Source organism: Micromonospora sp. WMMD558 (assembly GCF_049315255.1).
GTDB lineage: Bacteria > Actinomycetota > Actinomycetes > Mycobacteriales > Micromonosporaceae > Micromonospora.
Genome location: NZ_CP186061.1, coordinates 3,764,721 through 3,786,203, shown reverse-complemented (window position 1 = coordinate 3,786,203; position 21,483 = coordinate 3,764,721). Strand labels below are relative to the sequence as shown.

Here is a 21,483-nt window from a genome sequence, read left to right as displayed (position 1 = left end):
GTGTGGATTTTGCACTCCCGGTCTGGTCGTGGCGGTCCACGACCTGCTGGCCGGGCGGCGCGTTCGGCGCCCGCGAGGACCTGTCGATGCAGGTACATGCCAGCATGCTGGCCCTGCACACCCGCCGCCCGGTGAAAATGGTTTACTCCCGCGAGGAGTCCTTCTTCGGGCACGTGCACCGCCACCCGGCCCGGCTCCGGTACGAACACAGCGCCACCCCCGACGGACGGCTGGTCTCGGTGCGGGCGCGCATCCTGCTCGACGGCGGGGCGTACACGTCCACCACCCCGGCGGTGGTGGCCAACGCCGCCACCCTCGGCATCGGTCCGTACGAGGTGCCGAACGTGGCGCTGGACGCCTACGGCCTCTACACCAACAAGCCGCCGTGCGGGGCCATGCGCGGGTTCGGGGCGGTGCAGGCGTGCTTCGCCTACGAGTCGCAGATGGACAAGCTCGCCGCCGCCCTCGGGCTCGACCCGGTGGACCTGCGGATTCGTAATGCCATGACGACCGGCTCGGTGATGCCCACCGGACAGGTCGTCGACGGTCCGGCGCCCGTGGCCCGCCTGCTGCAGCTGGTCCGCGACCGGCCGGCCCCGCCGCCGGCCACCGGTGATCCCCGCGAGCTGCCGGGCGGGGTCGCCAACACCACCCACGGCGAGGGCGTGGTGCGTGGGGTCGGGTACGCCATCGGCATCAAGAACGTGTGCTTCTCCGAGGGGTACGACGACTACGCGACCGCCCGCGTCCGACTGGAGGCGATCGGCGGGGAGCCGGCGGTGCTGGTGCACACCGCCGCCGCCGAGGTCGGTCAGGGCGTGGTGACCGTGCAGGCGCAGATCGCCCGTACCGAGCTGGGCGTGCAACGGGTCACCGTGGCCACCGCCGACACCGCCGTCGGCAGTGCCGGATCGTCGTCGGCGTCGCGGCAGACGTACATGACCGGTGGGGCGGTGCGGGCCGCGTGCCGTGCGGTACGCGACCGGCTGCTCGCCCGCCTGCCCGCCACCGACCTCCGGCTTGCCGGCGGCAAGGTGGTCACGGCTTCCGGGGCGGTGGTCGCCGACCTTGCCGAGGTGATCGGCGAAGAGCCGGTCGAGGAGACGGTGGTGTGGCGGCACCGGCCGACGTACCCGCTGGACCCCCGGACCGGCCAGGGTGACGCGCACGTCCAGTACGCCTTCGCCGCGCACCGGGCCACCGTCGACGTCGACACCGAACTGGGCCTGGTGCGGGTGGTGGAGATCGCCACCGCTCAGGACGTCGGAAAGGCGGTCAACCCGCAGGCGGTGCTCGGCCAGATCCACGGCGGCACCGCGCAGGGCCTGGGGCTCGCACTGATGGAGGAGATCCAGGTGGTCGGCGGGATCGTCCGGAACCCGTCGTTCACCGACTACCTGATCCCGACGATCCTCGACATGCCGCCGATGGCGGTTGACGTGCTGGAACTGGGCGACCCCACGGCTCCGTACGGTCTGCGCGGGGTCGGCGAGCCGCCGACCATCTCGTCCACCCCGGCGGTGGTCGCGGCGATCCGGGCGGCGACCGGACTGGCGCTGAGCCGGGTGCCGGTGCGCCCGGAACACATCTGCCTGCCGACCTACAGACTGGCCCACTGATGGGGAAGCTGCCCGAGGGCGTCTACGCCGAACTCGACGAACGGCTCGGGCCGGTCGACGCGGCGCTGCGGGCCCGCTACCCGGGCGGGCGGGGCCGCCGCCGCCAACCGGTGCACACGGTGTACGTGCCGGCCGACCGGGTCCGGCCGGGTCTGGTCGACGACTGGGGCGCCGCGGCGCTGAGGGCACTGACCGAGCACCCGCCGCTGCCGTACGCGGCCGAACTGTCCGACCGGGTGGTCGCCAAGCTGCGGCGGGAGCCGATCGAGGATCTGCGGATCGACTTCGAGGACGGGTACGGCGTACGCGACGACGACGCCGAGGACGCGGCCGTGCGGTCGGCCGTCGCGGCGCTGCGCGACGGCACGGTGCCGCCATTTGTCGGGTTGCGGATCAAGAGCCTGGAGGCGGCGACCCGGCACCGGGCGGTACGCACCCTGGACACGTTCCTGGAGGCGTACCTGGGGGCGTTCGCCACCGTGCCGGGCACCTTCGTGGTCACCCTGCCGAAGGTCAGCGCACCGGAGCAGGTCGAGGCGATGGTGCTGCTGTGTGAGCGGCTGGAGCGGGCGTACGGGTTGCCGGCCGGTGCGCTGCGCTTCGAGGTGCAGGTGGAGATCCCGGCGGCGGTGCTCGGCGCCGACGGCACCGCGACCGTGGCGCGGCTGATCACGGCCGGCGGGATGCGGCTGTCGGCCCTGCACTACGGCACGTACGACTACAGCGCCGCCTGCGGTGTGGCGGCGGCCCAGCAGAGCCTGGCGCATCCGGTGGCCGACCACGCGAAGGCGGTGATGCAGGTGGCGGCGGCCGGCACCGGCGTCCTGCTCTCCGACGGTTCGACCAACGTGCTGCCGGTGGGCGGCACCGAGGCGGTCCAGGCGGCCTGGCGGTTGCACGCGGGGCTGGTCCGCCGTTCCCTGGCGGCCGGCTTCTACCAGGGCTGGGACCTGCACCCGGCCCAGTTGCCGACCCGCTTCGCGGCGACGTACGCGTTCTTCCGCGACGGCGCGGCCGCCGCAGCCGACCGCCTCGCCGCGTACCTGCAACGCCGCGCGAGCGGGGTGCTCGACGAGCCGGCGACCGCCCGGGCACTGGCCGGCTTCCTGCTGCGCGGGCTGGACTGTGGCGCCCTCGACCCGGCCGAGGTCGGTTTCCCCCGCGAACAGCTGGAAACGCTATGAACTCCTATGACCTGGTGGTGCGGTCGCGGTGGGTGATGCTGCCGGACGGTCCGCGGCCGGCCGCGGTGTGCGTACGTGACGGACAGATCGCGGCGATCGAGGAGTACGACGCGGTCGGCGGCCACGACCTCGGTGATGTGGCGCTGCTGCCCGGCCTGGTCGACACGCACGTGCACGTCAACGAGCCGGGCCGCACCGAGTGGGAGGGGTTCGCCAGCGCCACCCGGGCGGCACTGGCCGGTGGGGTCACCACGATCGTCGACATGCCGCTCAACTCCCTGCCGCCGACGGTCAGCATCGACGCGCTGGCGGTCAAGCGGGCGGCGGCCGCCGGGCAGATCCACGTCGACGTCGGCTTCTGGGGCGGCGCGGTGCCCGGCAACGCCAGTGACCTGCCGCCGCTGCACGCCGCCGGGGTGTTCGGGTTCAAGGCGTTCCTGGTCGACTCGGGGGTTCCCGAGTTCCCGCCGTTGGACCCAGCCGGGCTGGCGGCGGCGCTGGACGCGGTGGACGCCCTGTTCGTCGTCCACGCCGAGGACCCGACCGAGGTCACCGATGCGCCGGCCTCACGGCGCTACGGCGACTTCCTCGCCTCCCGACCACCGGCTGCCGAACTGCGGGCGATCGGCACGGTGCTCGACGTGGCGCGCCGTACCGGCGGGCGGGTGCACATCCTGCACCTGTCCGCCGCCGACGCGCTGCCACTGCTGAAGCAGGCGAGGGCGGCCGGCGTCCGGGTGAGCGCGGAGACGTGCCCGCACTACCTGACGCTGGCCGCCGACGAGGTACCGGACGGGGCGACCGAGTTCAAGTGCTGCCCGCCGATCCGCGGGACCGGCAACCGGGATCGGTTGTGGGCGGCGCTCGCGGCGGGCGTCGTCGACTGCGTGGTCTCCGACCACTCCCCCTGCTCCCCGGCACTGAAGTGCGGCGACACCGGTGACTTCGCGGCGGCGTGGGGCGGGATCGCGTCGGTGCAGCTCGGCCTGCCGGTGGTGTGGACAGCGGCCCGCCGGCGTGGCCACCCGCTCGAAGACGTGGTGCGGTGGATGGCGACGGGTCCGGCGGCGTTGGTGGGGTTGCGACGCAAGGGACGCATCGCCGTCGGCTGCGACGCCGACCTGGTCGCGTTCGACCCGGACGCGCCGTTCACCGTCGACCCGACGGTGCTGCATCACCGGCACCCGGTCACGCCGTACGCCGGCCAGGTTCTCACCGGCGTCGTCCGGGCCACCTGGTTACGCGGCATGCCGGTCACGCCCGGCGGACCACCGCGGGGGCGGCTGCTGGACGGGAGAGACGAATGAGCGACTTCACCGCGCTGCCCGACCTCGCCTCCCGCCTGCTCGGCGGCGGCGTTGTCGACGCCAACGACGAGTTCTTCGCGGCGCGCGACAACCTGGTCACCACCGAGCCGCCGGTCTTCGCCGCGGGCACCTTCGGCCCCAAGGGCCAGGTGTACGACGGCTGGGAGACCCGCCGGCGGCGAGAGCCCGGCCACGACTGGGCGGTCGTCCGGCTGGGCACCCCGGGTGTCGTGCACGGGATCGTGGTGGACACCGCGTACTTCACGGGCAACTACCCGCCGTACGCCTCCGTCGAGGGGTGTGACGTGGCGGGTTACCCGAGCCCCGCCGAGCTGGCCCGCGCCGACTGGTCGACGCTGCTCCCCCGCGCGCCGCTGGCCGGGGACATCCGCAACGCCTTCCCGGTCAGTTCCGAACGCCGGGTCACCCACGTACGGCTGTCCATCTACCCCGACGGCGGCGTGGCGCGGCTACGGGTGCACGGGGTGGTCGTACCCGATCCGCGCCTGTGGCCCGACGGCCGGCTGGACCTCGCGGCGCTGGAGCACGGCGGGCGTGTGGTGGATTGCAGCAACGGGTTCTACGGGGCACCGCACCAGCTCATCGCGCCGGGGCTGGCCAGGGTGATGGGCGACGGTTGGGAGACGGCCCGGCGGCGCGACGGCGGCAACGACTGGGTCGTCGTGCAGCTCGTCGCGCCCGGCCGGGTCCGTCTCGCCGAATTGGACACCATGCACTTCAAGGGCAACGCACCGGACGCGGCGACGCTGCGCGGGGTGGACGCGCGGACGGCGGACCCGGACGACTCGTCGGCCTGGTTCGACCTGCTCCCGCGTACCCGGCTGCAGCCCGACACCCGGCACCGGTTCCCGCTCGACGACGTCGCGGTGGCGACGCACGTACGGCTGGACGTGTTCCCCGACGGCGGGATGGCACGGTTGCGCCTACACGGGGTGGTCGACGCCGACGACCTCACGACCCTGGAACGGCGCTGGCGGCAGTCGGGGTAGGACCGCCCGCGGGCGGATGACCGCTGCCTACATCGGCGGTGCGGCCGACGCGAGGGCGGACAGCGCGGTCGTGAAGCATTCGACCGGCGGCTGCACCAGGCCGGCGCCGACCTGGCCGGTACCGGGTACCCGACCGGCGATGCCGGTGTTGATCTGGGGAAGCAGGCCGGTGCGGACCACGGAGGCCACGTCGATGCCGGTCGGCGCGCCCCGGAACTCGAGGACCGGCAGCGCGTACGCGGGGTTCTCCGCCACGGTGATCTCGTACATCTCGGACGTGGTACGGACCGCATCGGGCACGGTGCCGCCGACGAACCGGACGATCGCCGGCGCGCCGGCCATCGCGAAGCCACCCAGCCCGGCGGTCTCGGTGATGGCGGAGTCACCGATGTCGGGATTGGCGTCGTCAGGCCCGTACCCGCCCAGGAACAGCCCGGACGGCACGCCGGCTGGGCCGGTGAACCAGGCGTCCCCCGTACCGGAGACCTGGATGCCGAAGTCGGTGCCGTTGCGGGCCATGGTGGTGACCACCGTGGCGCCGGGGATGTTCGCCGCGGCCGCGGTCTGCAGCTTCGCGGCCGGCATGACGAGGTTGAGGAAGAAGTGGTCGTTGCCGCCGATGAGGCGGGCGACCGCGGCGACGTCGGTGGACGGCAGGCCGGCGTCGACGAGATGCGGAAGCAGGTCGCGGAGCAGCATGAGCGTGCCGGCGCGGTTGCGGTTGTGGCCTTCGTCGCCCATCTGGACCATCTGCCCGATGATCGCCTTGACGTCGATCGGCCCGCTGCGCCGCACGGCGGCCTGCAATGCGGGCCCGAGTACGGCGGACATCCAGCGGAGCCGGTCGATCACCTCGGGTGCGTAGGCGCCGTAGCGCAGCACCTTGCCGAGCCCCTCGTTGAGCGTGCACCAGCTCGTGCGGTCGTGCGCTTCGTCGCGGAGCACGAACACCCACATCGACGGCGAGACGACACCGGCCATCGGCCCGACCCCGCCCCGGGCGTGACAGGGCTCGATCGGCACGCTCCCGCCGGCGAGCAGCGACGATGCCTCGTCCGGTGATCCCGCGAGGCCCTCGAAGAGCATCGCGCCGATCAGCGCGCCACGCAGCGGTCCGGACGCGCGCTCCCAGGTGATCGGCGGCCCGGCGTGGCAGAACTCCCCGGGTCGCAGCCCGACGACCTCCGCGGCGGGGAGCACGTCGACCAGGGTCGCGCCCGCCGCGAGCATCCGCTCGGCGGCCACGGCGTTCGCGGCGGCGCGGCGCGGGTCGCCGAGGACCCGGGCGAGCTCCTGGTCGGTGCCCGGCAGTGGCGGCCGCCAATCGACCGGTAGATGCGCGACGGCCTGCGCGGCGAGCGCCTCGTCGAGGAGGCTCACGCCGGCGGTCACGATCCGGGGTTCGGCGGCGAGATCAACCATGGCCAGACTCCGAGTTCACGAGTTCGACGGCGCGCCGGGCCGCGTCGGCGTTGGAGGCGTAGACGGCGGCCCCGGCGCCGCGCAGCAGCGACGCCTGCCGCTGCAGGCCCTGCGGGTCGCTGGCCGTACCGACCAGCGACACGACGACGGGGACACGCACCGCGGCGATCGCCGGCGCCAGCTCGGCAGCCGGGTCCGGGTGTGCACCATGCCCGAGTACGACGTCCATCAGCACGACCCCGCACGCCGGGTCGGCGGCCTCGGCAGTGAGCCGGTCGAGGCGCTGCCTGCCGTCGATCATGGGGTGTGGGCGGCCCTGGGTCAGCACGTCGTCCCCGAAGTCGATCATCGCGTGACCGTCTGCGCGCAGGTCGCCCGGCAGCGCCCACTCGGGCCGCAGCGGGATGTTCGACCGCACCGGTCCGAGCGCGCCACTGACGATCAGCATCGCCTCGTCGCACAGCGTCCCGCCGGAGAACAGGCCACGGATCGCCGGTCCGGTCACCGCGGGCAGCGCGGGCGGCAGCCAGGCCGGCCACGTCGACGGGACCGGCGCGCCGATTCGGCGCAGTACCCGGGCGGCGACCTCGGTCAGGTCGGGTTCACCCGCGTCGAGCAGCGCGAACTCCACCGGTGTCGCCAGGCGCCTCGCGTGTTCCCGTACCCGCGCCGCGACATCGGGCGCCGGGGGCTTGGAGATCACCGCGATCAGTTCGGTCGCCACGTCGGCGTCCAGCATGTCGAGGGCGGCGAGGGTGGCCCGCGCGGCCACCGCCGCGGACAGGTCGCGGCCGCCGACGCCGAGGACGTGCGACACGCCGACCCCCGCCGCGTCGAGCAGGGTCGTCAGGTGCTGGGCGCCGGTGCCGGACGCGGCGACGACTCCCACTGGGCCTGGACGTACGACGTTCGCGAACCCGAGCCCGACGCCGCCGATGACGGCCGTACCGCAGTCGGGGCCCATCGCCAGCAGCCCACGCTGGGCGGCCACCTCCTTGAGCCGGATCTCCTCGGCGACCGATACGTTGTCGGAGAACACCATCACCGAGGTACCGGCGTCGAGCGCGTCCATCGCGTCGGCGAACGCGTACCGGCCGGGGGTGGAGACGAGCGTCAGGTTCGCCCCGAGCCGCCGTACGGCGGAGCCCACCGTACGCGGCGCGACGATGGGCGTTCCTGATGTGCCCGGTACCGGCGTGCTGTTCAACTCGACGTCGAGGCGGGCGAGTGCGGCCCGCAGCGATTCGTCGTCGACAGCGGCAACCGCGATGAGCATGTCGTTCGCGGTCGCGTCCGGCGGCGGCGTGAACCCCATGCCGGCCGCGAGGTCGACGTTGAGTGGGGTGGCCATCGCGACGAATCCGGCGGACACTCCCGGGGTGCCGGTGAGGGCCTGGCTGATCTGCATGAGGCGCACCGAGTCGCGGTAGGCGCCGCGCCGCAGTTCGACATGGTTCATACGGTCCTGCCCTCGTTCGCGACTGCGGGACTCCGCTTCGCTGCGTTCCTCGCGCTCACGGTCCTGCCCTCGTTCGCGACTGCGGGACTCCGCTTCGCTGCGTTCCTCGCGCTCACGCTCACCTCGTGAAGGGGCGGCTGGGCGGCGCATACCCCGTGCGCCAGACCGGCACCGGAGGTATGGCCGACGCGCAGCAGCGCCTCGGTCGCGCCCGGGGCGCCGGCGATGAGGGCGGCGAGTTCCGGCACGCATTCACCGCGTGCGGCGTGCCACAGCAGCGCGGCGGAGACGAAGGTCGTCCGGTGCGGCGCCCGTTGAATTGTCTCGGCTGCCAACCGGGCCCCGGCCGGGGAGTCGGCCGCGACGAGCGCGACGAGCGCTCCGGCGAGGACGTCGTCGCCGAGCGGTGTCAGTCCGGGACCGCGCCCGAGCAGCGCGGTGACGGGCCCGGCGAGCGGCGCGTCGCTCGCGAGATCCCGCGCGAGCCGGGCCACAGCGCCGGAGGTTCCGGCATCGAGCGGAGGTAGATGCGCGGCGGGCACCGCACCGACGGTTCGCGCCGGGCGCGCCGGCCGCCACCACCGTGCCGGCCGGTACGCCGCACCGCCCAGCACGAGTTGACCACCGCCGACGAGCCCCGTGTCACCGACCGTCACGTCCGGCGGTGGCGCGCAGTCGCCGAGGACGAGCGCGCACGGCACCCGGACGGCGCTCGACGTGACCAAGCAGATCGCCGGGCAGTCGGGGTCGCCGGTGTCCAGATAGACCGCCCGGTCGGTGACAGCGGCGACCGCGACGAGCCGGCGGGGGCCGCGCAGCACCGGGGCGACCGACACCGCGGCGGCGACCGGAAAGTGCTGCACGCCCACCTCCTGAGGACCCCTGAAAGGTAGGTGAGTCGGCTACAGTGCGCGGATGGTAGAACCTGCCAAAGGTCTTGGCGATCCTTCGGCTGAAGTCGCCCAGTTGGACCGGGTCGCCCCCGCGCTGGGCCTACGGGTACAGGAGATTCTCGGCGTTTCGTCGCTGGCCGGCGCCAAGGTACTCGCCGGCGCCGCCGGCCTGGATCGGATCGTGCGGTACCTCAATGTGATGGAGGTGCCCGACATCCTCCCCTGGGTCAAGCCGAACGAGCTACTGCTGACAACCGGCTACCCGCTCCGCGAGGATCCGCAGGCGCTTGTCGGCCTCGTCGGTGAGCTTGACAACCGCGGCTTGGCGGCGCTGGCGATCAAGCTGCACCGGTATCTCGACGAGGTGCCGGCCGCGATGCTCGCCGAGGCTGATCGGCGGGGCTTCCCGATCCTCGAGGTCCCGCCCGACGCTGGCTTCGCCGACGTGCTCAACGAGGTGCACGGCGAGTTGTTGAACCGGCAGGCGGCGGTGCTCGCCCGCAGCGAGGAGGTGCACCGCGCGCTGGTGTCGGTGGTGCTCGACGGCGGAGACCTCACCGATCTGGCCACCGAGCTGACCCGGCTGCTCGGCGGGCCGGCGCTCATCACCACGCCCGACGGCCGGGTGCTCGCCCGGGCCGGCGAGATCCCGACCGGCTTCGACCCGTCGGGTCGATTCCTGGTCGAGTCCGAGGGAGAGCACACGGTCGTACCCATCGTCGCCGGTCGGGTCGACCACGGCCGGATCGTGGCGTTCCCGGCCGACCCACGGACTCCGCTGACCGACGCCGACGTCCATCACCTGGAGCGGGCGGCGACCGTGGCGGCGCTGGCGATCACCAAGAAGCTCGCGGTGGCCGCGGTGGAGAGCAAGTACCAGGCCGATTTCCTGCGCGACCTGCTGGCCGGCCGAGTCGACGACCTTCCGGCCGCGGTCACGCACGCCCGCGCGTTCGGTTGGGAGATCGACCGCCCGTCGGTCGTCGTCGTGGCCGAGCTGGACCCCGATGCGGTGCCGCCTGCCACGTCCGCGCCGCAGCTCCGGCCGATCCAGGAGCGGTTCGCCGCCGCCTGGCAGGGCGTCGTGCGCTGGCGTGACCCGCAGGCGGCGGTCGTCAACTTCAACCGAGAGGTCGTGGTGCTGCTCGGGCTTCCCGCCGACGGCGACATCGACCGGCTGGTGGCCGAGCTGGTCCGGCTGGTCAAGGGCGACGGCGGCGGCGGGCGGCGCTCGTTCTCGCTCGGCGTCTCGCGGGCCGCCGCCGCGCCGCAGGAGCTTGCCCAAGCCTACGAGCAGGCGCGTGCGGCGGTCCGGATCGGCCGGCGGCTGCACGGGAACGGCGCGCGAGCCAGCTTCGACCGGCTGGGCGTGCACCGGCTGCTGTCGCTCATCGAGGACGGTGAGGAACTGCGCGGGTTCGTCGCCGACGTGCTCGGCGAGTTGGTCGCCGACAACGCCGAGAACGCCGACCTGCGCCACACCCTGGCCGTGCTGCTGGAAACCAACTGCAACGTGGCGGAGACGGCGCGACGGCTGCATTTCCACTACAACACGCTGCGCTACCGGATCGGCAAACTGGAACGCACGGTCGGGCCGTTCACCACCGATGCGATGCTCCGGCTCGACCTCATGTTGGCGCTACGCGTCCTCGAGATTCGCGGGCTGTGAAGTCTTGCCAAGTCCGCTCCGCCATGTTGGCGTGATATTGCCAATGATTCTCGGGTGACGTGGGCCACATCCTGATCGGCAATTCAGGCGCGGCCTGTCGCCGCGAGCTGCCATAGAGAGGAGCGGACATGGCCTTGCTGGACTGGCGGGTCGTCCATGGGGGAAAGACTCCGCCCCCGGGCGAGGTGGTCCGCCCGGACGAACGGCTCTCCTGGCCACGCACCTTCGGGCTGGGCGCGCAGCACGTCGTAGCGATGTTCGGTGCGACATTCGTCTTCCCGCTCATCATGGGGCTGAACCCGCAGCTCGCGATCATGATGAGTGGGATCGCGACGATCTGCTTTCTGCTGATCGTCAAGGGCAAGGTGCCCAGCTACCTCGGCACCTCGGCGTCGTTCGTCGGCGGTGTGGTGGCGATCCGGGCACAGGGTGGCGACTCGGCGGACGTCACCGGCGCGATCCTGGTGGCCGGTCTGATCCTGGCGCTGTGCGGCGTCGCCATCCACTTCCTCGGCGCGCCGGCATTGCACCGCGTCCTGCCTCCGGTGGTGACCGGCGCCGTCGTCATGCTGATCGGTTTCAACCTCGCACCGGTCGTGGCCGGCATCTACTGGCCCCAGGACCAGTGGGTGGCGCTGCTGACGATGCTCGCCGTGATGGGCATGGCGATCGGGTTCCGCGGCTTCCTCGGCCGGATCGCGGTCTTCCTCGGCCTGATCTTCGGCTACGTCCTGTCCTGGGTCTTCGACCGGGTCTTCGGAAGGATCAACTCTTTCGACCCGGCCGCCAACGAGACCACCGAGCACTTCCGGGTCAACTGGGCCGGAGTCCAGTCGGCGGACTGGTTCGGCTTCCCGCCGCAGACCTCGACGGGTCCGGACGGCAAGGAGATCGCCGGCTGGCACCTGCCCGACTTCAAGCTCACGTTCATCCTGCTCGTGCTGCCCGCCGTGATCGCGCTGATCGCGGAGAACGCCGGACACGTGAAGGCCGTCGCCGAGATGACCGACACCGACCTGGACCCCGTCATGGGCAAGGCGATCGCCGCCGACGGCGTGGGCACCGCACTCGCCAGCGCGGTGGGCGGTTCGCCGACCACCACGTACGCCGAGAACATCGGGGTCATGGCCGCAACCCGCGTCTACTCCACGGCCGCCTACTACGTCGCGGCGCTCGTCGCGATTCTGTTCGGTTTCTCGCCGAAGTTCGGCGCCATCGTCTCCGCGACGCCGGGCGGCGTGCTGGGTGGCATCACCGTCGTGCTCTACGGCATGATCGGGCTGCTCGGCGCGAAGATTTGGAAGGAAAACCGGGTCGACTTCGGCAACCCGATCAACCTGATCCCGGTGGCCGCCGGCATCATCATCGCCATCGGCAACACCACGCTGGTGTTCAACCAGGAGTTCCAGCTCGCCGGGATCGCGCTCGGCACGATCGTCACCGTCGTCTGCTACCACCTCGTCCGCGCCATCGCGCCGCCGCACATGCTCGACCAGCAGCGCGCCGAGGCAACGGTGATAGTCCCGGACCCCCGTCCGCCGGCCGAGGCCGGCGCCGCGGAAACGGCCGAGACCATCACTCGCGACGGCACGGCACCCAGGGCCTGATGAAGCCGTCGTCCTTCGATTACCACCGGCCGACCAGCCTCGGCGAGGCCCTCGCTGTCCTCGCCGAGGCTGGGCAGCACGGCAAGGTGCTCGCCGGCGGCCAGAGCCTGGTGCCCGTGCTCAACATGCGGCTGGCCGCACCGCGCGAGCTGATCGACATCAACTCCCTCACCGAACTGGCCTACATCCGGGTCCTCGACCGTGGCGTCGAGGTCGGCGCGCTCGCGCGGCATGCCGACCTGGAGCGCGACGCCGCGGCGTACGAGGCGATTCCGCTGCTGCGCCAAGCAACCGGGCACGTCGCCCACGCGACGATCCGCAACCGGGGCACGACGGTCGGCAGCCTGGTCCACGCCGACCCGTCGGGCGAGATGCCGGCGGTCCTCGCTCTGCTGGACGGCTGCGTCACGCTCGCGTCGACCGACGGCCGCCGCACCGTGGCGGCGGAAGACTTCTTCGTCGGGCCGCTGGAGTCCTGCCTGCGGCCCGGCGAGCTGGCCGTGTCCGCGACGTTCCACACACCGCCGGCCGGCACCGGCAGTGCCTGGCTCGAACTGTCCCGCCGGCACGGCGACTACGCGCTCTGCGGTGTCGGCGTACTCGTGACGCTCGACCCCGACCTGCGGGTCGTCCACGCCAGGGCGGCCTTCATCTCGGTCGGTCCGACACCGGTGCTCGTCGACCTGACCGAAGCGGTGATCGGCCAGCACGTCGACACCGCCGACTGGGCAGCCGCCGGGGCGCTGGCCACCGGCGCGGTCGAGCCGGAAGATGACATCCACGCCACCGCCGCCTACCGCCGGCACCTGGTCGGCACCCTGACGGCCCGGGCGGCGCGGGCCGCCGCGCGGGAAGCGAGCGCACATGTCCGAGCATGAGGTCCGGCTGACCGTCAACGGGATCGAGCGGGCGGTCCGGGTCCCCGCGCGGCGGCTGCTCTCCGACTGCCTGCGCCACGATCTCGGGCTCACCGGCACGCACGTCGGCTGCGAGCACGGCGTCTGCGGCGCGTGCACGGTGCTGGTCGACGGCGCTCCGATGCGCTCCTGCCTGTTGTTCGCGGTGAGCGTGGACGGCGCCGAGATCACCACCGTCGAAGGCTGCCGGGCGGTCGACGGCGGGCTGGGCCCGGTGCAGCAGGCGTTCCAGGACTGCCACGGACTGCAGTGCGGCTTCTGCACACCGGGGTTCGTCACCACGATCACCGCGTACCTGCGGGACCATCCGGAGCCGACCGAGGCGGACGCGCGCGAGGCGATCGGCGGGAACCTGTGCCGCTGCACGGGATACCAGAACATCGTCGCGTCGGTTCTACAGGCCGCCGACATCATGCGGAGCGAGCGATGAAGGTGTTCGGCGAGCCGATCGCGCGTCTCGAAGACCCGCGGCTGGTCTCCGGGCAGGGCCGCTATCTCGATGACCTCGGGGACAAGCGCACCCTAGGGGCCGCCTTCGTGCGCAGCCCGCACGCGCACGCGCGGATCATCGACGTCGACGTCACCGACGCGCTCGACGTCGACGGACTCGTGGCGATCTACACGTACGACGACCTGGACGACCGGGTGGCCGATCCGCTGCCGGTTCTCATCCCCCACCCGGCGCTGCACGCACCGCGCACCGGGTATCCGCTCGCCAACGGCGTGGTGCGACACGTCGGCGAGCCGGTCGTGATGGTGGTGGCCAGCGACCGGTACATCGCCGAGGACGTCTGCGAGCGGATCCGGGTGTCGTACGAGCCGCTGCCCCCCGTCGTCGGCATCGGCACCGCGTTCCGCGCCGAGCACGCCGTACATCCCGACGTGCCCGACAACGTCGCCGCGCACCTCGTCCAGGAGGTCGGCGACGCCCGTGCCGCCATCGAAGCAGCGCCGCACAAGCTGGAACTCCACCTCGACATCGAACGCTCCGCCTCGATGCCGATGGAGGGCCGGGGCGTGTACGCCCGCTGGGACGCCCACGACCGTTCACTTCGGGTGTACTCCTCCACCCAGACGTCCACGTCCCTGCGCTTCGCGATCGCCCACAAGCTGAACGTGCCCGTCGACCGGGTCGAGGTCGTCACGCCCGACGTGGGCGGCGGGTTCGGCGTGAAGATCATGCACCCGTGGCCGGAGGAGATCCTCGTGCCGTGGGCCGCGATCCGACTCGGCCGCGAGGTCAAGTGGGCCGAGGACCGCCGAGAGCACTTCATCTCCTCGGCTCACGAGCGGGGCCAGCAGCACACCGTACGGGTCGGGTTCGACGACAGCGGACGCCTCCTCGGCCTCGACGTCGAGTTCCTGCACGACAACGGCGCCTACACGCCGTACGGCATCATCGTGCCGGTCATCACCGCCACCCAACTCCTCGGCCCGTACAAGCCGGGCACGTACCGGGTCGAGTTCCACTCGCTGTACACGAACACCGTCATGGTCACCCCGTACCGGGGCGCGGGCCGGCCGCAGGGCGTGTTCGCGATGGAGCGCACGATGGACGCGATCGCCGATCACCTCGACCTCGACCGGGCGACGGTCCGCGAACGCAACTTCATCCAGCCCGAGGAGATGCCGTTCGACCAGGGCCTGACGTTCCAGGACGGCCGTGGGCTGGTGTACGACTCCGGCGACTTCCCGGCCTCGCTCGACAAGCTGCGCAAGCTGATCGGCTGGGACGACTTCGCGGCCTACCGGGAGCAGGCGCGGGCCGCGGGTCGCCGGGTCGGCATCGGGCTGGCCTGCTACGTGGAGGGCACCGGGGTCGGGCCGTACGAGGGCGCGCACGTGCGCGTCGAGACCAACGGCCAGGTCCACGTCGCGACCGGCCTGACCACCCAGGGGCAGGGCCACGAGACCGTGTTCGCGCAGGTCGCCGCGGAGGAACTGGGCGTGCCGGTCGAGGACGTCACCGTCGTCACCGGAGACACCCGGCGGTTCAAGTACGCGGTCGGTACGTTCGCCTCCCGGGCGGCGGTGATGAGCGGTAACGCCGTCGCGCTGGCGGCCCGCAAGGTGCGCCGCAAGGCCCTGCGGATCGCCGCCGAGGCCCTGTCCTGCTCCCCCGACGACCTCGACATCATCGACGGCGTGGTGCGCTCCGAGGGTGGTGCGGAGATCCCCCTGAAGACGGTCGCGGTGCTCGCCAACCCGATGCGGTACGCCTTCGACGCCGAAACCGCCCGCGCCACCCAGTTCGCGGTGGGTGGGCGCACCGACCGGCCGCCGGTCGAGGAGGGTGACGAGCCGGGGTTGGAAGCCACCGACTACTACTCCCCGCTGCGCTCCACGTTCGCCAACGGGGCACACGCCGCGATCGTGGAGACCGACCCGGAGACCGCCGACATCAGGATCCTGCGGTACTGCGTGGTACACGACTGCGGCACCCTCATCAACCCGCGGATCGTGGCCGGTCAGGTGCACGGCGGCGTGGCGCAGGGCGTCGGCGGGGCGCTGTACGAGCGCATCGTCTACGACGAGCACGGTCAGCTGCTGAACGCCTCCTACATGGACTTCCTGATCCCGTACGCCTCCGAGGTGCCCAAGATCGAAGTCGACCACCTCGAGACCCCGTCCCCACTGAACCCCCTCGGGGTCAAGGGCGCCGGCGAGGCCGGCGTGATCCCCGGCGCGGCAGTGATCGCGGCCGCGATCGAGGACGCGGAGGGGTTCCGCATCGACCGGATGCCGATCTCGCCGTCCGAGCTGTGGGAGCTGCGCCGGCGCCACGAGGCCGGCGAGGTGCCCGGCCTGAAGAGGAAGGTAAGCCCATGAAGGTGTCCGGCACGGCGTTCCTGCACGGCCCGGTCGAGACGGTGTACGCCGTGCTCAACGACCCCGCCGTGCTGGTGCGGACCATCCCCGGCTGCGAGACGCTCGAACAGGTCGGCCCCGACGCATATCAAGCCACCGTCACCGCGGGCGTCGCATCGATCAAGGGCTCCTTCGCCGGCGAGGTGCGGCTGACCGACCAGAACGCGCCGCACTCGTTCGTGCTGCACGCATCCGGCGCCGGGGCGCCCGGCACGGTCTCGGCCGACGTCACCGTCACGTTGGCCGACGAGGGCGACGGGGTGACCCTGCTGTCGTACGACGCCGAGGCGGTCGTCGGCGGGATGATCGGCGGCGTCGGCCAGCGGATCCTCGCCGGGGTGGCGAAGAAGACCGCCGCTGAGTTCTTCGCCGCCGTCGACGCGGTGCTGACCGGAGCCGCACCCGCCGAGGAGGCGCCGGCCCCGGTGTCGGCGGAGGCGCCGGCGGGGCTGCCGGTTGAGGCGACGGCCGCGCCCACCCTCTTCAGCAGGCCACATGCCGTTTCCGCACCGGCCGGCGGCCTCCTGCCGGGCGGCGACTTCACGCTCGGCGTGGCCGTCGGCGCCGGCATCGCGCTGCTCGGCGCGCTGGTCGGCGGCCTGGTCGCCGGCCGGGCCGCGCGCCGTCGCTGACCAGAGAGGATCGGACCATGCGCGCGTTCACCGCAGCTGCCATCCAGATCGCACCGACCCCCGGCCCGCTCACCGCCGAGTCGGTCAAGGCGAATCTCGACAAGTGCGTCGAGTACGTCGAACGCTGCGTCGACGCCACCGGTGCCGAGTTGCTCGTCCTGCCGGAGACGGTTACCACCGGGTTCACCCCCGCTCTTCCGCCCGAGGAGTTGTGGGATCTGGTGGGCCCACTCGCCGAGCCGATCCAGCAGGCCGCGTCGCGGATGTCGGTGCACGTGGTCTTCCCCACCTACGCGCGCGGCACCTCCCGCGGCGAGGTCTACAACACGGCGTCGCTGATCGGCCCGTCCGGCGACGTTCTCGGCACGTACCGCAAGACGCACCTGTTCGTCGGCGAGGACCGGCCCTCCGGCGGCTGGGTGACCGTGGGCGACGAGGCGGTCGTCGTCGACACCGAGCTCGGCAAGATCGGACTGATCATCTGCTTCGACGGCGACTATCCGGAACTGGCCCGCGTGGAGGCCGTACTCGGCGCCGAGGTGATCTGCCGGCCCTCGGCCCTGCTGCGCTCGGCCGACATCTGGGAGCTCACCAATCGGGCCCGCGCCTACGACAACCACGTGTTCATGATCGGCGCGAACGCCACCGGCGTCGACCCCGCCGGCATTCCGTACTTCGGCAACTCCATGATCGTCACTCCGATCGCCGAGGTCATCGCCCGCGCCGCCTCGCACGAGGGCTGGGTCAGCGCCCACCTCGACCCCCACACGGCCATGGCGTCACTGACGCCCGGGTCGAACGTCCCGCAGCGCTTCGATCACCTCGCCGACCGGAACCTCGCCTTCATCGAGCGGCACCTCGACGACCTCCGGCGGCCGGCGCACACGTCGTTCCCGCACGGCGAACGCGCGTAGGCCGATCGCCACCTGCTCACGCGAAGCGTTGGCACATGTTGCCGACGAGTTGGGCGTGCCTCGCCGGTTGAATGCTCGCCAAGGCGCCAGAAGGGACAGCGAACATGCCGGAGCAACGTCGCCGCGTCCGGGTGGGCATCGACACCGGGGGCACGTTCACCGATGTGGTGGCCTTCGACGAGGACACCGGCGAGGTGTTCACCACCAAGACGCCGTCGACGCCGGCCGACCCGGCCGACGGGTTTCTGACCGGCCTGCGGAAGGTGCTCCCGGAGGACGCCGTCGACATCGTCGCGGTCTGCCACGGCACGACCGTCGCCACCAACCAGCTCCTCGAAGGCAAGATCGACCGGATCGGCTTCATCACCACCGAGGGATACGAGTTCCTGCTCGAAATCGCCCGGCAGAGCGTGCCCGACGGGTATGGCAACAGCTACTTCTGGGTGAAGCCGCCCCGGATCGTCCCCGCCGACCTTGTGAAGACCGTCGGCGGCCGACTGGACCACACTGGCGCCGAACTGCGACCGTTCGACGAGGACCAGGCCCGCGAGACGGCCCGGTGGTTCGCCCGCAACGGCATCACGACCATCGGGGTGTGCTTCCTGCACGCGTACGCCAACCCCGCGCACGAGCTGCGGATGCGCGAGATCCTCGCCGAGGAGCACCCCGCCGCGGTGGTCTCGGTGTCGTGCGAGGTCCTGCGCGAGTACCGCGAGTACGAGCGGGCAATGACCACTCTGATCGACGCCGCCGTCAAGCCCCGGGTCGGCCGCTACGTCCAGAGCATCATACAGCGCCTGGGCGACACGCCGTTCTACATCATGAAGTCGAACGGCGGGGTGCTCTCCGCCGACGAGGTGACGAAGCAGCCGATCACCACGGTGCTCTCCGGCCCGGCGGCCGGCGCGCTCGGCGCGGCGCTGGTGGCCCGCACGGCGGGCTTCGATCGGGTGCTGACCCTCGACGGGGGCGGCACCTCCACCGACGTGTCGGTCGTGCTGCACGGCGAACCGACCCTGACGACCGAGGGCAGCATCGGCGCGTACCCCTCGAAGATTCCGATGATCGACGTGGTGACGGTGGGCGCCGGCGGCGGGTCGGTGGCATGGCTCTCCCCCGAAGGCACCCTCAAGGTCGGCCCCCGGTCGGCCGGAGCCGACCCGGGGCCGCTCTGCTACCGGCGGGGCGGCTCGGAGCCGACCGTGACCGACGCGCACGCCGTGCTCGGCCGGATCCCGCCGCACCTGCTCGGCGGCGAGGTGCCGCTCGACGTCCAGGCCGCCCGCGACGGGCTCGCGGCGCTCGGCGCCAAGCTCGGACTGAGCCTGGAGGCCACGGCCACCGGGATCCTGGAGATATCCGCCTGGAACCAGGCGAACGCGCTGCGCCAGGTCACCGTCAAGCGCGGCCTGGACGTCCGCGACTTCGCCCTCACCACCTTCGGCGGATCTGGGTCGCTGCTGGCCTGCCGGCTGGTCGACATCCTCGGGCTGCGCGCGGTGGTGGTGCCGCGCAATCCGGGCAACCTGTCCGCGTTCGGCCTGCTGACCGTCGACGTGAAGAACGACTATGTGCAGACGTACGTGGCCCGGCACGCCAACCTCGACGTCGACGCTGTACAGGGGCACTTCGACGTGCTGACGCGCCGCGCGGCCGAGGCGCTGGACGCCGAGGGCTTCCCCCGCGACCAGCACCGGTACGTCCGCTCGGCGGACCTGCGTTACTACGGGCAGGCGTTCGAGGTGCGGGTTCCGGTCGACGACCTCGATCCGGACGCGGTGGTGGCGGGCTTCCACGACGCCCACGAACAGCTCTACGGCTACTGCTTCCGGCACCGGCCGGAGCAGCAGGTCGAGTGGGTGAACCTCCGGGTGACCGGGATCGGCCCGATCCGGCGTCCGACCCTGCCCAGCCTCGACGCCGGCCCGGCGGCCCAACCCACGTTCCGGCGGGTGTGCTTCGGTGACGAGTACGCCGACACACCCATCTACTCGCGCGACGACCTGCGCCCGGGGGACACGGTCGAGGGCCCGGCGGTGATCGACGAGTACGGCTCGACCGTGCCGCTGCATCCCGGCTTCACCGCGACCGTCGACACCTACGGAAACCTGGTGCTGACCCTGGTGGACGCCAGCTGGGACGGGAGGGACGACTCGTGAACGTGGACCCGATCGTGTTGGAGATCGTCGAGGGCACGCTGGCCTCGATCGAGCGGGAGGTCGAGACGGCGATCGGCCGTACGGCGCGCTCGCCGATGATCCGCGACGCGCACGACTACCGCGCCGGCATCCACGACCGAAAGTTGCGCAAGCTCACCGGCCGTTCCTACTCGGCACTCGTGCACCCGGTGGCGCGCGACTACCCGCTGGAGACGATGCGGCCCGGCGACGTGTTCTTCCACAACGACGTCTACCTGTCCGAAGGGGGCATCGGGCACCTGCCGGACCTGTGCGTCACCGTGCCGGTCTTCCACGACGGCGAGGTCGTCGCGTTCGTGCAGGCGTTCGGCCACCACGACGACATCGGCGGCGCCTGCCCCGGCTCGATGCCCTCCGGCGCGACCAGCGTCTTCGAAGAGGGTCTGATGGTGCCGCCGATCCGGCTGCGGGACGCCGGGGTGCCCAACGAGGCGGCGCTGAAGATCATGACCCGGAACTCGCGGATGCCCGACTCGCTAGCGGCCGACCTCGATGCCGAGTGCGCGGCCTGCCTGATGGGCGCGCGGCGGTTGACCGACCTGTTCGCGCGCTACGGCCGCCAGACGGTCGAGGCGTGCTTCGACGCGATCGTCGAGAAGACCACCGAGACGTTCCGCCGCGAGATCCTGGCGAAGATCCCCGACGGGACGTACGTCTGGGAGGACTACGCCGAGCACGACGGTGTCGACGAGCCCCGACTGCACACCCAGCGGATCACGCTGACCAAGGTGCCCGACCGGCTGATCATCGACTTCACCGGCACCTCACCACAGGCCAAGGGGCCGATCAACCACTGCGGCGACTACGCGGACGGTAACTTCCTCAAGAAGTGGCTCGCGCCGATCCTGCGCAACCTCGCGGACACGCCCGAGCGGATGGCCGAACTGGACGTCAACGAGGGCGTGGTGCCGCTCATCGAGATGCGGTTCCCACCACCGGGGACGCTGCTGACGCCGGTCTTCCCGGCGCCGACGAACGCGCGCACGTTCGTCATCCTGCGCCTGCTCGGGGTGCTGGCCGGAGTGCTGGCCAAGGCGGTCGACGGTCGGATGCCGGCCGACCAGGAGACCATCCGGTACACCGGGGTCTACGGCACCGACGCCGAGGGCCGCCCCTACCTGATGCGCGAGGTGCTGGGCGGCGGCTCGGGCGGCCGGTACTACGCCGACGGCGAGGACACGATCCACGTCGTACCGGACTCGCGGAACATCCCCGTCGAGTTCGCCGAGTCCCGCTGGCCGTTCGTCGTGGAGCGGCTCGGCCTGGCCGTCGACTCGGGCGGTCCCGGCCGCTACCGCGGCGGCCTGGGCTACGACAAGCACATCCGGATGCTGCGCGACGCGAACTTCATGTCGATCGCCGACCGGTCGGTGCTGTCCTGCTGGGGCGTCAAGGGCGGGCAGGCCGGCCGACCGTTCAGTGTGGTGATCGACCCGGGCGGGCCGAACGAGCGGGAGGTGGACGCGCTCGCCGACGCCGAGCCGGTACGGGCCGGCGAGGTGATCCGGATCCGCACCACCGGCGGCGGCGGCTGGGGCGATCCGCTCACCCGCCCGTACGACGAGGTGGCCCGGGACGTGGCGTGGGGCAAGGTGAGCGTGACCGGGGCGCGCGACGACTACGGTGTCGTCATGGCCGGTGACCGGGTCGACGAGGCGGCCTCGGACGCACTCCGCGCGACGCTGCGGAGTCGGCGCACCGGCGACCAGCCGTTCTTCGACCGCGGTCCCGGCTACGCGCGGCTCTCCGGCGGTCGCCCGTGGGCGGAGGTCGACCGGGTGTGA

16 protein-coding genes are annotated in these 21,483 nt (G+C 72.1%); 13 read left to right on the top strand and 3 right to left on the bottom strand.

Features of this window, described 5'->3' with window-relative positions:
• Positions 1–2: 2 nt before the first annotated feature.
• Genes ACN26Y_RS18215 through alc form a run of 4 tightly spaced genes read left to right on the top strand, consistent with a single transcriptional unit; the run spans position 3 to position 5,120 of the window.
• On the top strand, positions 3–1,619 hold the full coding sequence (locus tag ACN26Y_RS18215) for a molybdopterin cofactor-binding domain-containing protein (protein ID WP_422733108.1): 1,617 nt from the start codon (positions 3–5) through the stop codon (positions 1,617–1,619).
• Positions 1,619–2,803 (top strand): DUF6986 family protein, encoded by a 1,185-nt coding sequence (locus tag ACN26Y_RS18210; protein ID WP_155331442.1) that lies wholly within the window; start codon positions 1,619–1,621, stop codon positions 2,801–2,803. Before ACN26Y_RS18215 ends, ACN26Y_RS18210 begins: the two co-directional genes overlap by 1 nt.
• Positions 2,800–4,110 (top strand): allantoinase AllB, encoded by a 1,311-nt coding sequence (gene allB / locus ACN26Y_RS18205; protein ID WP_422733107.1) that lies wholly within the window; start codon positions 2,800–2,802, stop codon positions 4,108–4,110. The genes ACN26Y_RS18210 and allB overlap by 4 nt, the downstream gene beginning before the upstream one ends.
• Positions 4,107–5,120 carry an allantoicase gene (alc, locus tag ACN26Y_RS18200; RefSeq protein WP_422733106.1) on the top strand — a complete coding sequence of 338 codons (1,014 nt, stop codon included), beginning with the start codon at positions 4,107–4,109 and terminating at the stop codon, positions 5,118–5,120. Before allB ends, alc begins: the two co-directional genes overlap by 4 nt.
• A gap of 27 nt (positions 5,121–5,147) precedes the next feature.
• Here alc and ACN26Y_RS18195 read toward each other — a convergent pair whose 3' ends face one another.
• The 3 genes from ACN26Y_RS18195 to ACN26Y_RS18185 are packed head-to-tail and all read right to left on the bottom strand — an operon-like array spanning position 5,148 to position 8,864.
• Positions 5,148–6,542 carry a DUF1116 domain-containing protein gene (locus ACN26Y_RS18195; protein WP_422733105.1) on the bottom strand — a complete coding sequence of 465 codons (1,395 nt, stop codon included), beginning with the start codon at positions 6,540–6,542 and terminating at the stop codon, positions 5,148–5,150.
• The gene (locus ACN26Y_RS18190; protein WP_155331438.1) at positions 6,535–8,001 is read right to left on the bottom strand and encodes an FdrA family protein; all 1,467 of its coding nucleotides are present in this window, start codon (positions 7,999–8,001) and stop codon (positions 6,535–6,537) included. Before ACN26Y_RS18190 ends, ACN26Y_RS18195 begins: the two co-directional genes overlap by 8 nt.
• Positions 7,998–8,864: a DUF2877 domain-containing protein gene (locus ACN26Y_RS18185; RefSeq protein ID WP_196255612.1), complete on the bottom strand. Its 867-nt coding sequence runs from the start codon at positions 8,862–8,864 to the stop codon at positions 7,998–8,000. Before ACN26Y_RS18185 ends, ACN26Y_RS18190 begins: the two co-directional genes overlap by 4 nt.
• A gap of 52 nt (positions 8,865–8,916) precedes the next feature.
• On the opposite strand from ACN26Y_RS18185, the gene ACN26Y_RS18180 reads away from it, so the two are divergent.
• The 9 genes from ACN26Y_RS18180 to ACN26Y_RS18140 all read left to right on the top strand — a co-directional run bounded on the left by ACN26Y_RS18180 (position 8,917) and on the right by ACN26Y_RS18140 (position 21,483).
• Positions 8,917–10,563: a PucR family transcriptional regulator gene (locus ACN26Y_RS18180; RefSeq protein ID WP_155331436.1), complete on the top strand. Its 1,647-nt coding sequence runs from the start codon at positions 8,917–8,919 to the stop codon at positions 10,561–10,563.
• A gap of 128 nt (positions 10,564–10,691) precedes the next feature.
• The gene (locus ACN26Y_RS18175) at positions 10,692–12,170 is read left to right on the top strand and encodes a uracil-xanthine permease family protein (RefSeq protein ID WP_422733104.1); all 1,479 of its coding nucleotides are present in this window, start codon (positions 10,692–10,694) and stop codon (positions 12,168–12,170) included.
• A complete protein-coding gene (locus tag ACN26Y_RS18170; protein ID WP_155331434.1) occupies positions 12,170–13,048 on the top strand; it encodes an FAD binding domain-containing protein in 879 nt (292 codons plus the stop codon). Before ACN26Y_RS18175 ends, ACN26Y_RS18170 begins: the two co-directional genes overlap by 1 nt.
• On the top strand, positions 13,035–13,517 hold the full coding sequence (locus tag ACN26Y_RS18165) for a (2Fe-2S)-binding protein (protein WP_155331433.1): 483 nt from the start codon (positions 13,035–13,037) through the stop codon (positions 13,515–13,517). Before ACN26Y_RS18170 ends, ACN26Y_RS18165 begins: the two co-directional genes overlap by 14 nt.
• A complete protein-coding gene (gene cutA, locus ACN26Y_RS18160) occupies positions 13,514–15,916 on the top strand; it encodes an aerobic carbon-monoxide dehydrogenase large subunit (RefSeq protein ID WP_155331432.1) in 2,403 nt (800 codons plus the stop codon). The genes ACN26Y_RS18165 and cutA overlap by 4 nt, the downstream gene beginning before the upstream one ends.
• The gene (locus ACN26Y_RS18155; RefSeq protein WP_155331431.1) at positions 15,913–16,587 is read left to right on the top strand and encodes an SRPBCC family protein; all 675 of its coding nucleotides are present in this window, start codon (positions 15,913–15,915) and stop codon (positions 16,585–16,587) included. The genes cutA and ACN26Y_RS18155 overlap by 4 nt, the downstream gene beginning before the upstream one ends.
• A gap of 17 nt (positions 16,588–16,604) precedes the next feature.
• Positions 16,605–17,501: a carbon-nitrogen hydrolase family protein gene (locus ACN26Y_RS18150; protein WP_422733103.1), complete on the top strand. Its 897-nt coding sequence runs from the start codon at positions 16,605–16,607 to the stop codon at positions 17,499–17,501.
• 104 nt (positions 17,502–17,605) lie between these two features.
• Positions 17,606–19,660: a hydantoinase/oxoprolinase family protein gene (locus ACN26Y_RS18145; RefSeq protein ID WP_422733102.1), complete on the top strand. Its 2,055-nt coding sequence runs from the start codon at positions 17,606–17,608 to the stop codon at positions 19,658–19,660.
• A complete protein-coding gene (locus ACN26Y_RS18140) occupies positions 19,657–21,483 on the top strand; it encodes a hydantoinase B/oxoprolinase family protein (protein ID WP_422733101.1) in 1,827 nt (608 codons plus the stop codon). The genes ACN26Y_RS18145 and ACN26Y_RS18140 overlap by 4 nt, the downstream gene beginning before the upstream one ends.

Excerpts from the sequence above, each read along its gene's own strand:
- ACN26Y_RS18210 (WP_155331442.1), top strand. The coding sequence starts at position 1,619 with ATGGGGAAGCTGCCCGAGGGCGTCTACGCCGAACTCGACGAACGGCTC.
- allB (WP_422733107.1), top strand. The coding sequence starts at position 2,800 with ATGAACTCCTATGACCTGGTGGTGCGGTCGCGGTGGGTGATGCTGCCG.
- alc (WP_422733106.1), top strand. The coding sequence starts at position 4,107 with ATGAGCGACTTCACCGCGCTGCCCGACCTCGCCTCCCGCCTGCTCGGC.
- ACN26Y_RS18195 (WP_422733105.1), bottom strand. The coding sequence starts at position 6,542 with ATGGTTGATCTCGCCGCCGAACCCCGGATCGTGACCGCCGGCGTGAGC.
- ACN26Y_RS18190 (WP_155331438.1), bottom strand. The coding sequence starts at position 8,001 with ATGAACCATGTCGAACTGCGGCGCGGCGCCTACCGCGACTCGGTGCGC.
- ACN26Y_RS18180 (WP_155331436.1), top strand. The coding sequence starts at position 8,917 with ATGGTAGAACCTGCCAAAGGTCTTGGCGATCCTTCGGCTGAAGTCGCC.
- ACN26Y_RS18175 (WP_422733104.1), top strand. The coding sequence starts at position 10,692 with ATGGCCTTGCTGGACTGGCGGGTCGTCCATGGGGGAAAGACTCCGCCC.
- ACN26Y_RS18170 (WP_155331434.1), top strand. The coding sequence starts at position 12,170 with ATGAAGCCGTCGTCCTTCGATTACCACCGGCCGACCAGCCTCGGCGAG.
- ACN26Y_RS18165 (WP_155331433.1), top strand. The coding sequence starts at position 13,035 with ATGTCCGAGCATGAGGTCCGGCTGACCGTCAACGGGATCGAGCGGGCG.
- cutA (WP_155331432.1), top strand. The coding sequence starts at position 13,514 with ATGAAGGTGTTCGGCGAGCCGATCGCGCGTCTCGAAGACCCGCGGCTG.
- ACN26Y_RS18155 (WP_155331431.1), top strand. The coding sequence starts at position 15,913 with ATGAAGGTGTCCGGCACGGCGTTCCTGCACGGCCCGGTCGAGACGGTG.
- ACN26Y_RS18150 (WP_422733103.1), top strand. The coding sequence starts at position 16,605 with ATGCGCGCGTTCACCGCAGCTGCCATCCAGATCGCACCGACCCCCGGC.
- ACN26Y_RS18145 (WP_422733102.1), top strand. The coding sequence starts at position 17,606 with ATGCCGGAGCAACGTCGCCGCGTCCGGGTGGGCATCGACACCGGGGGC.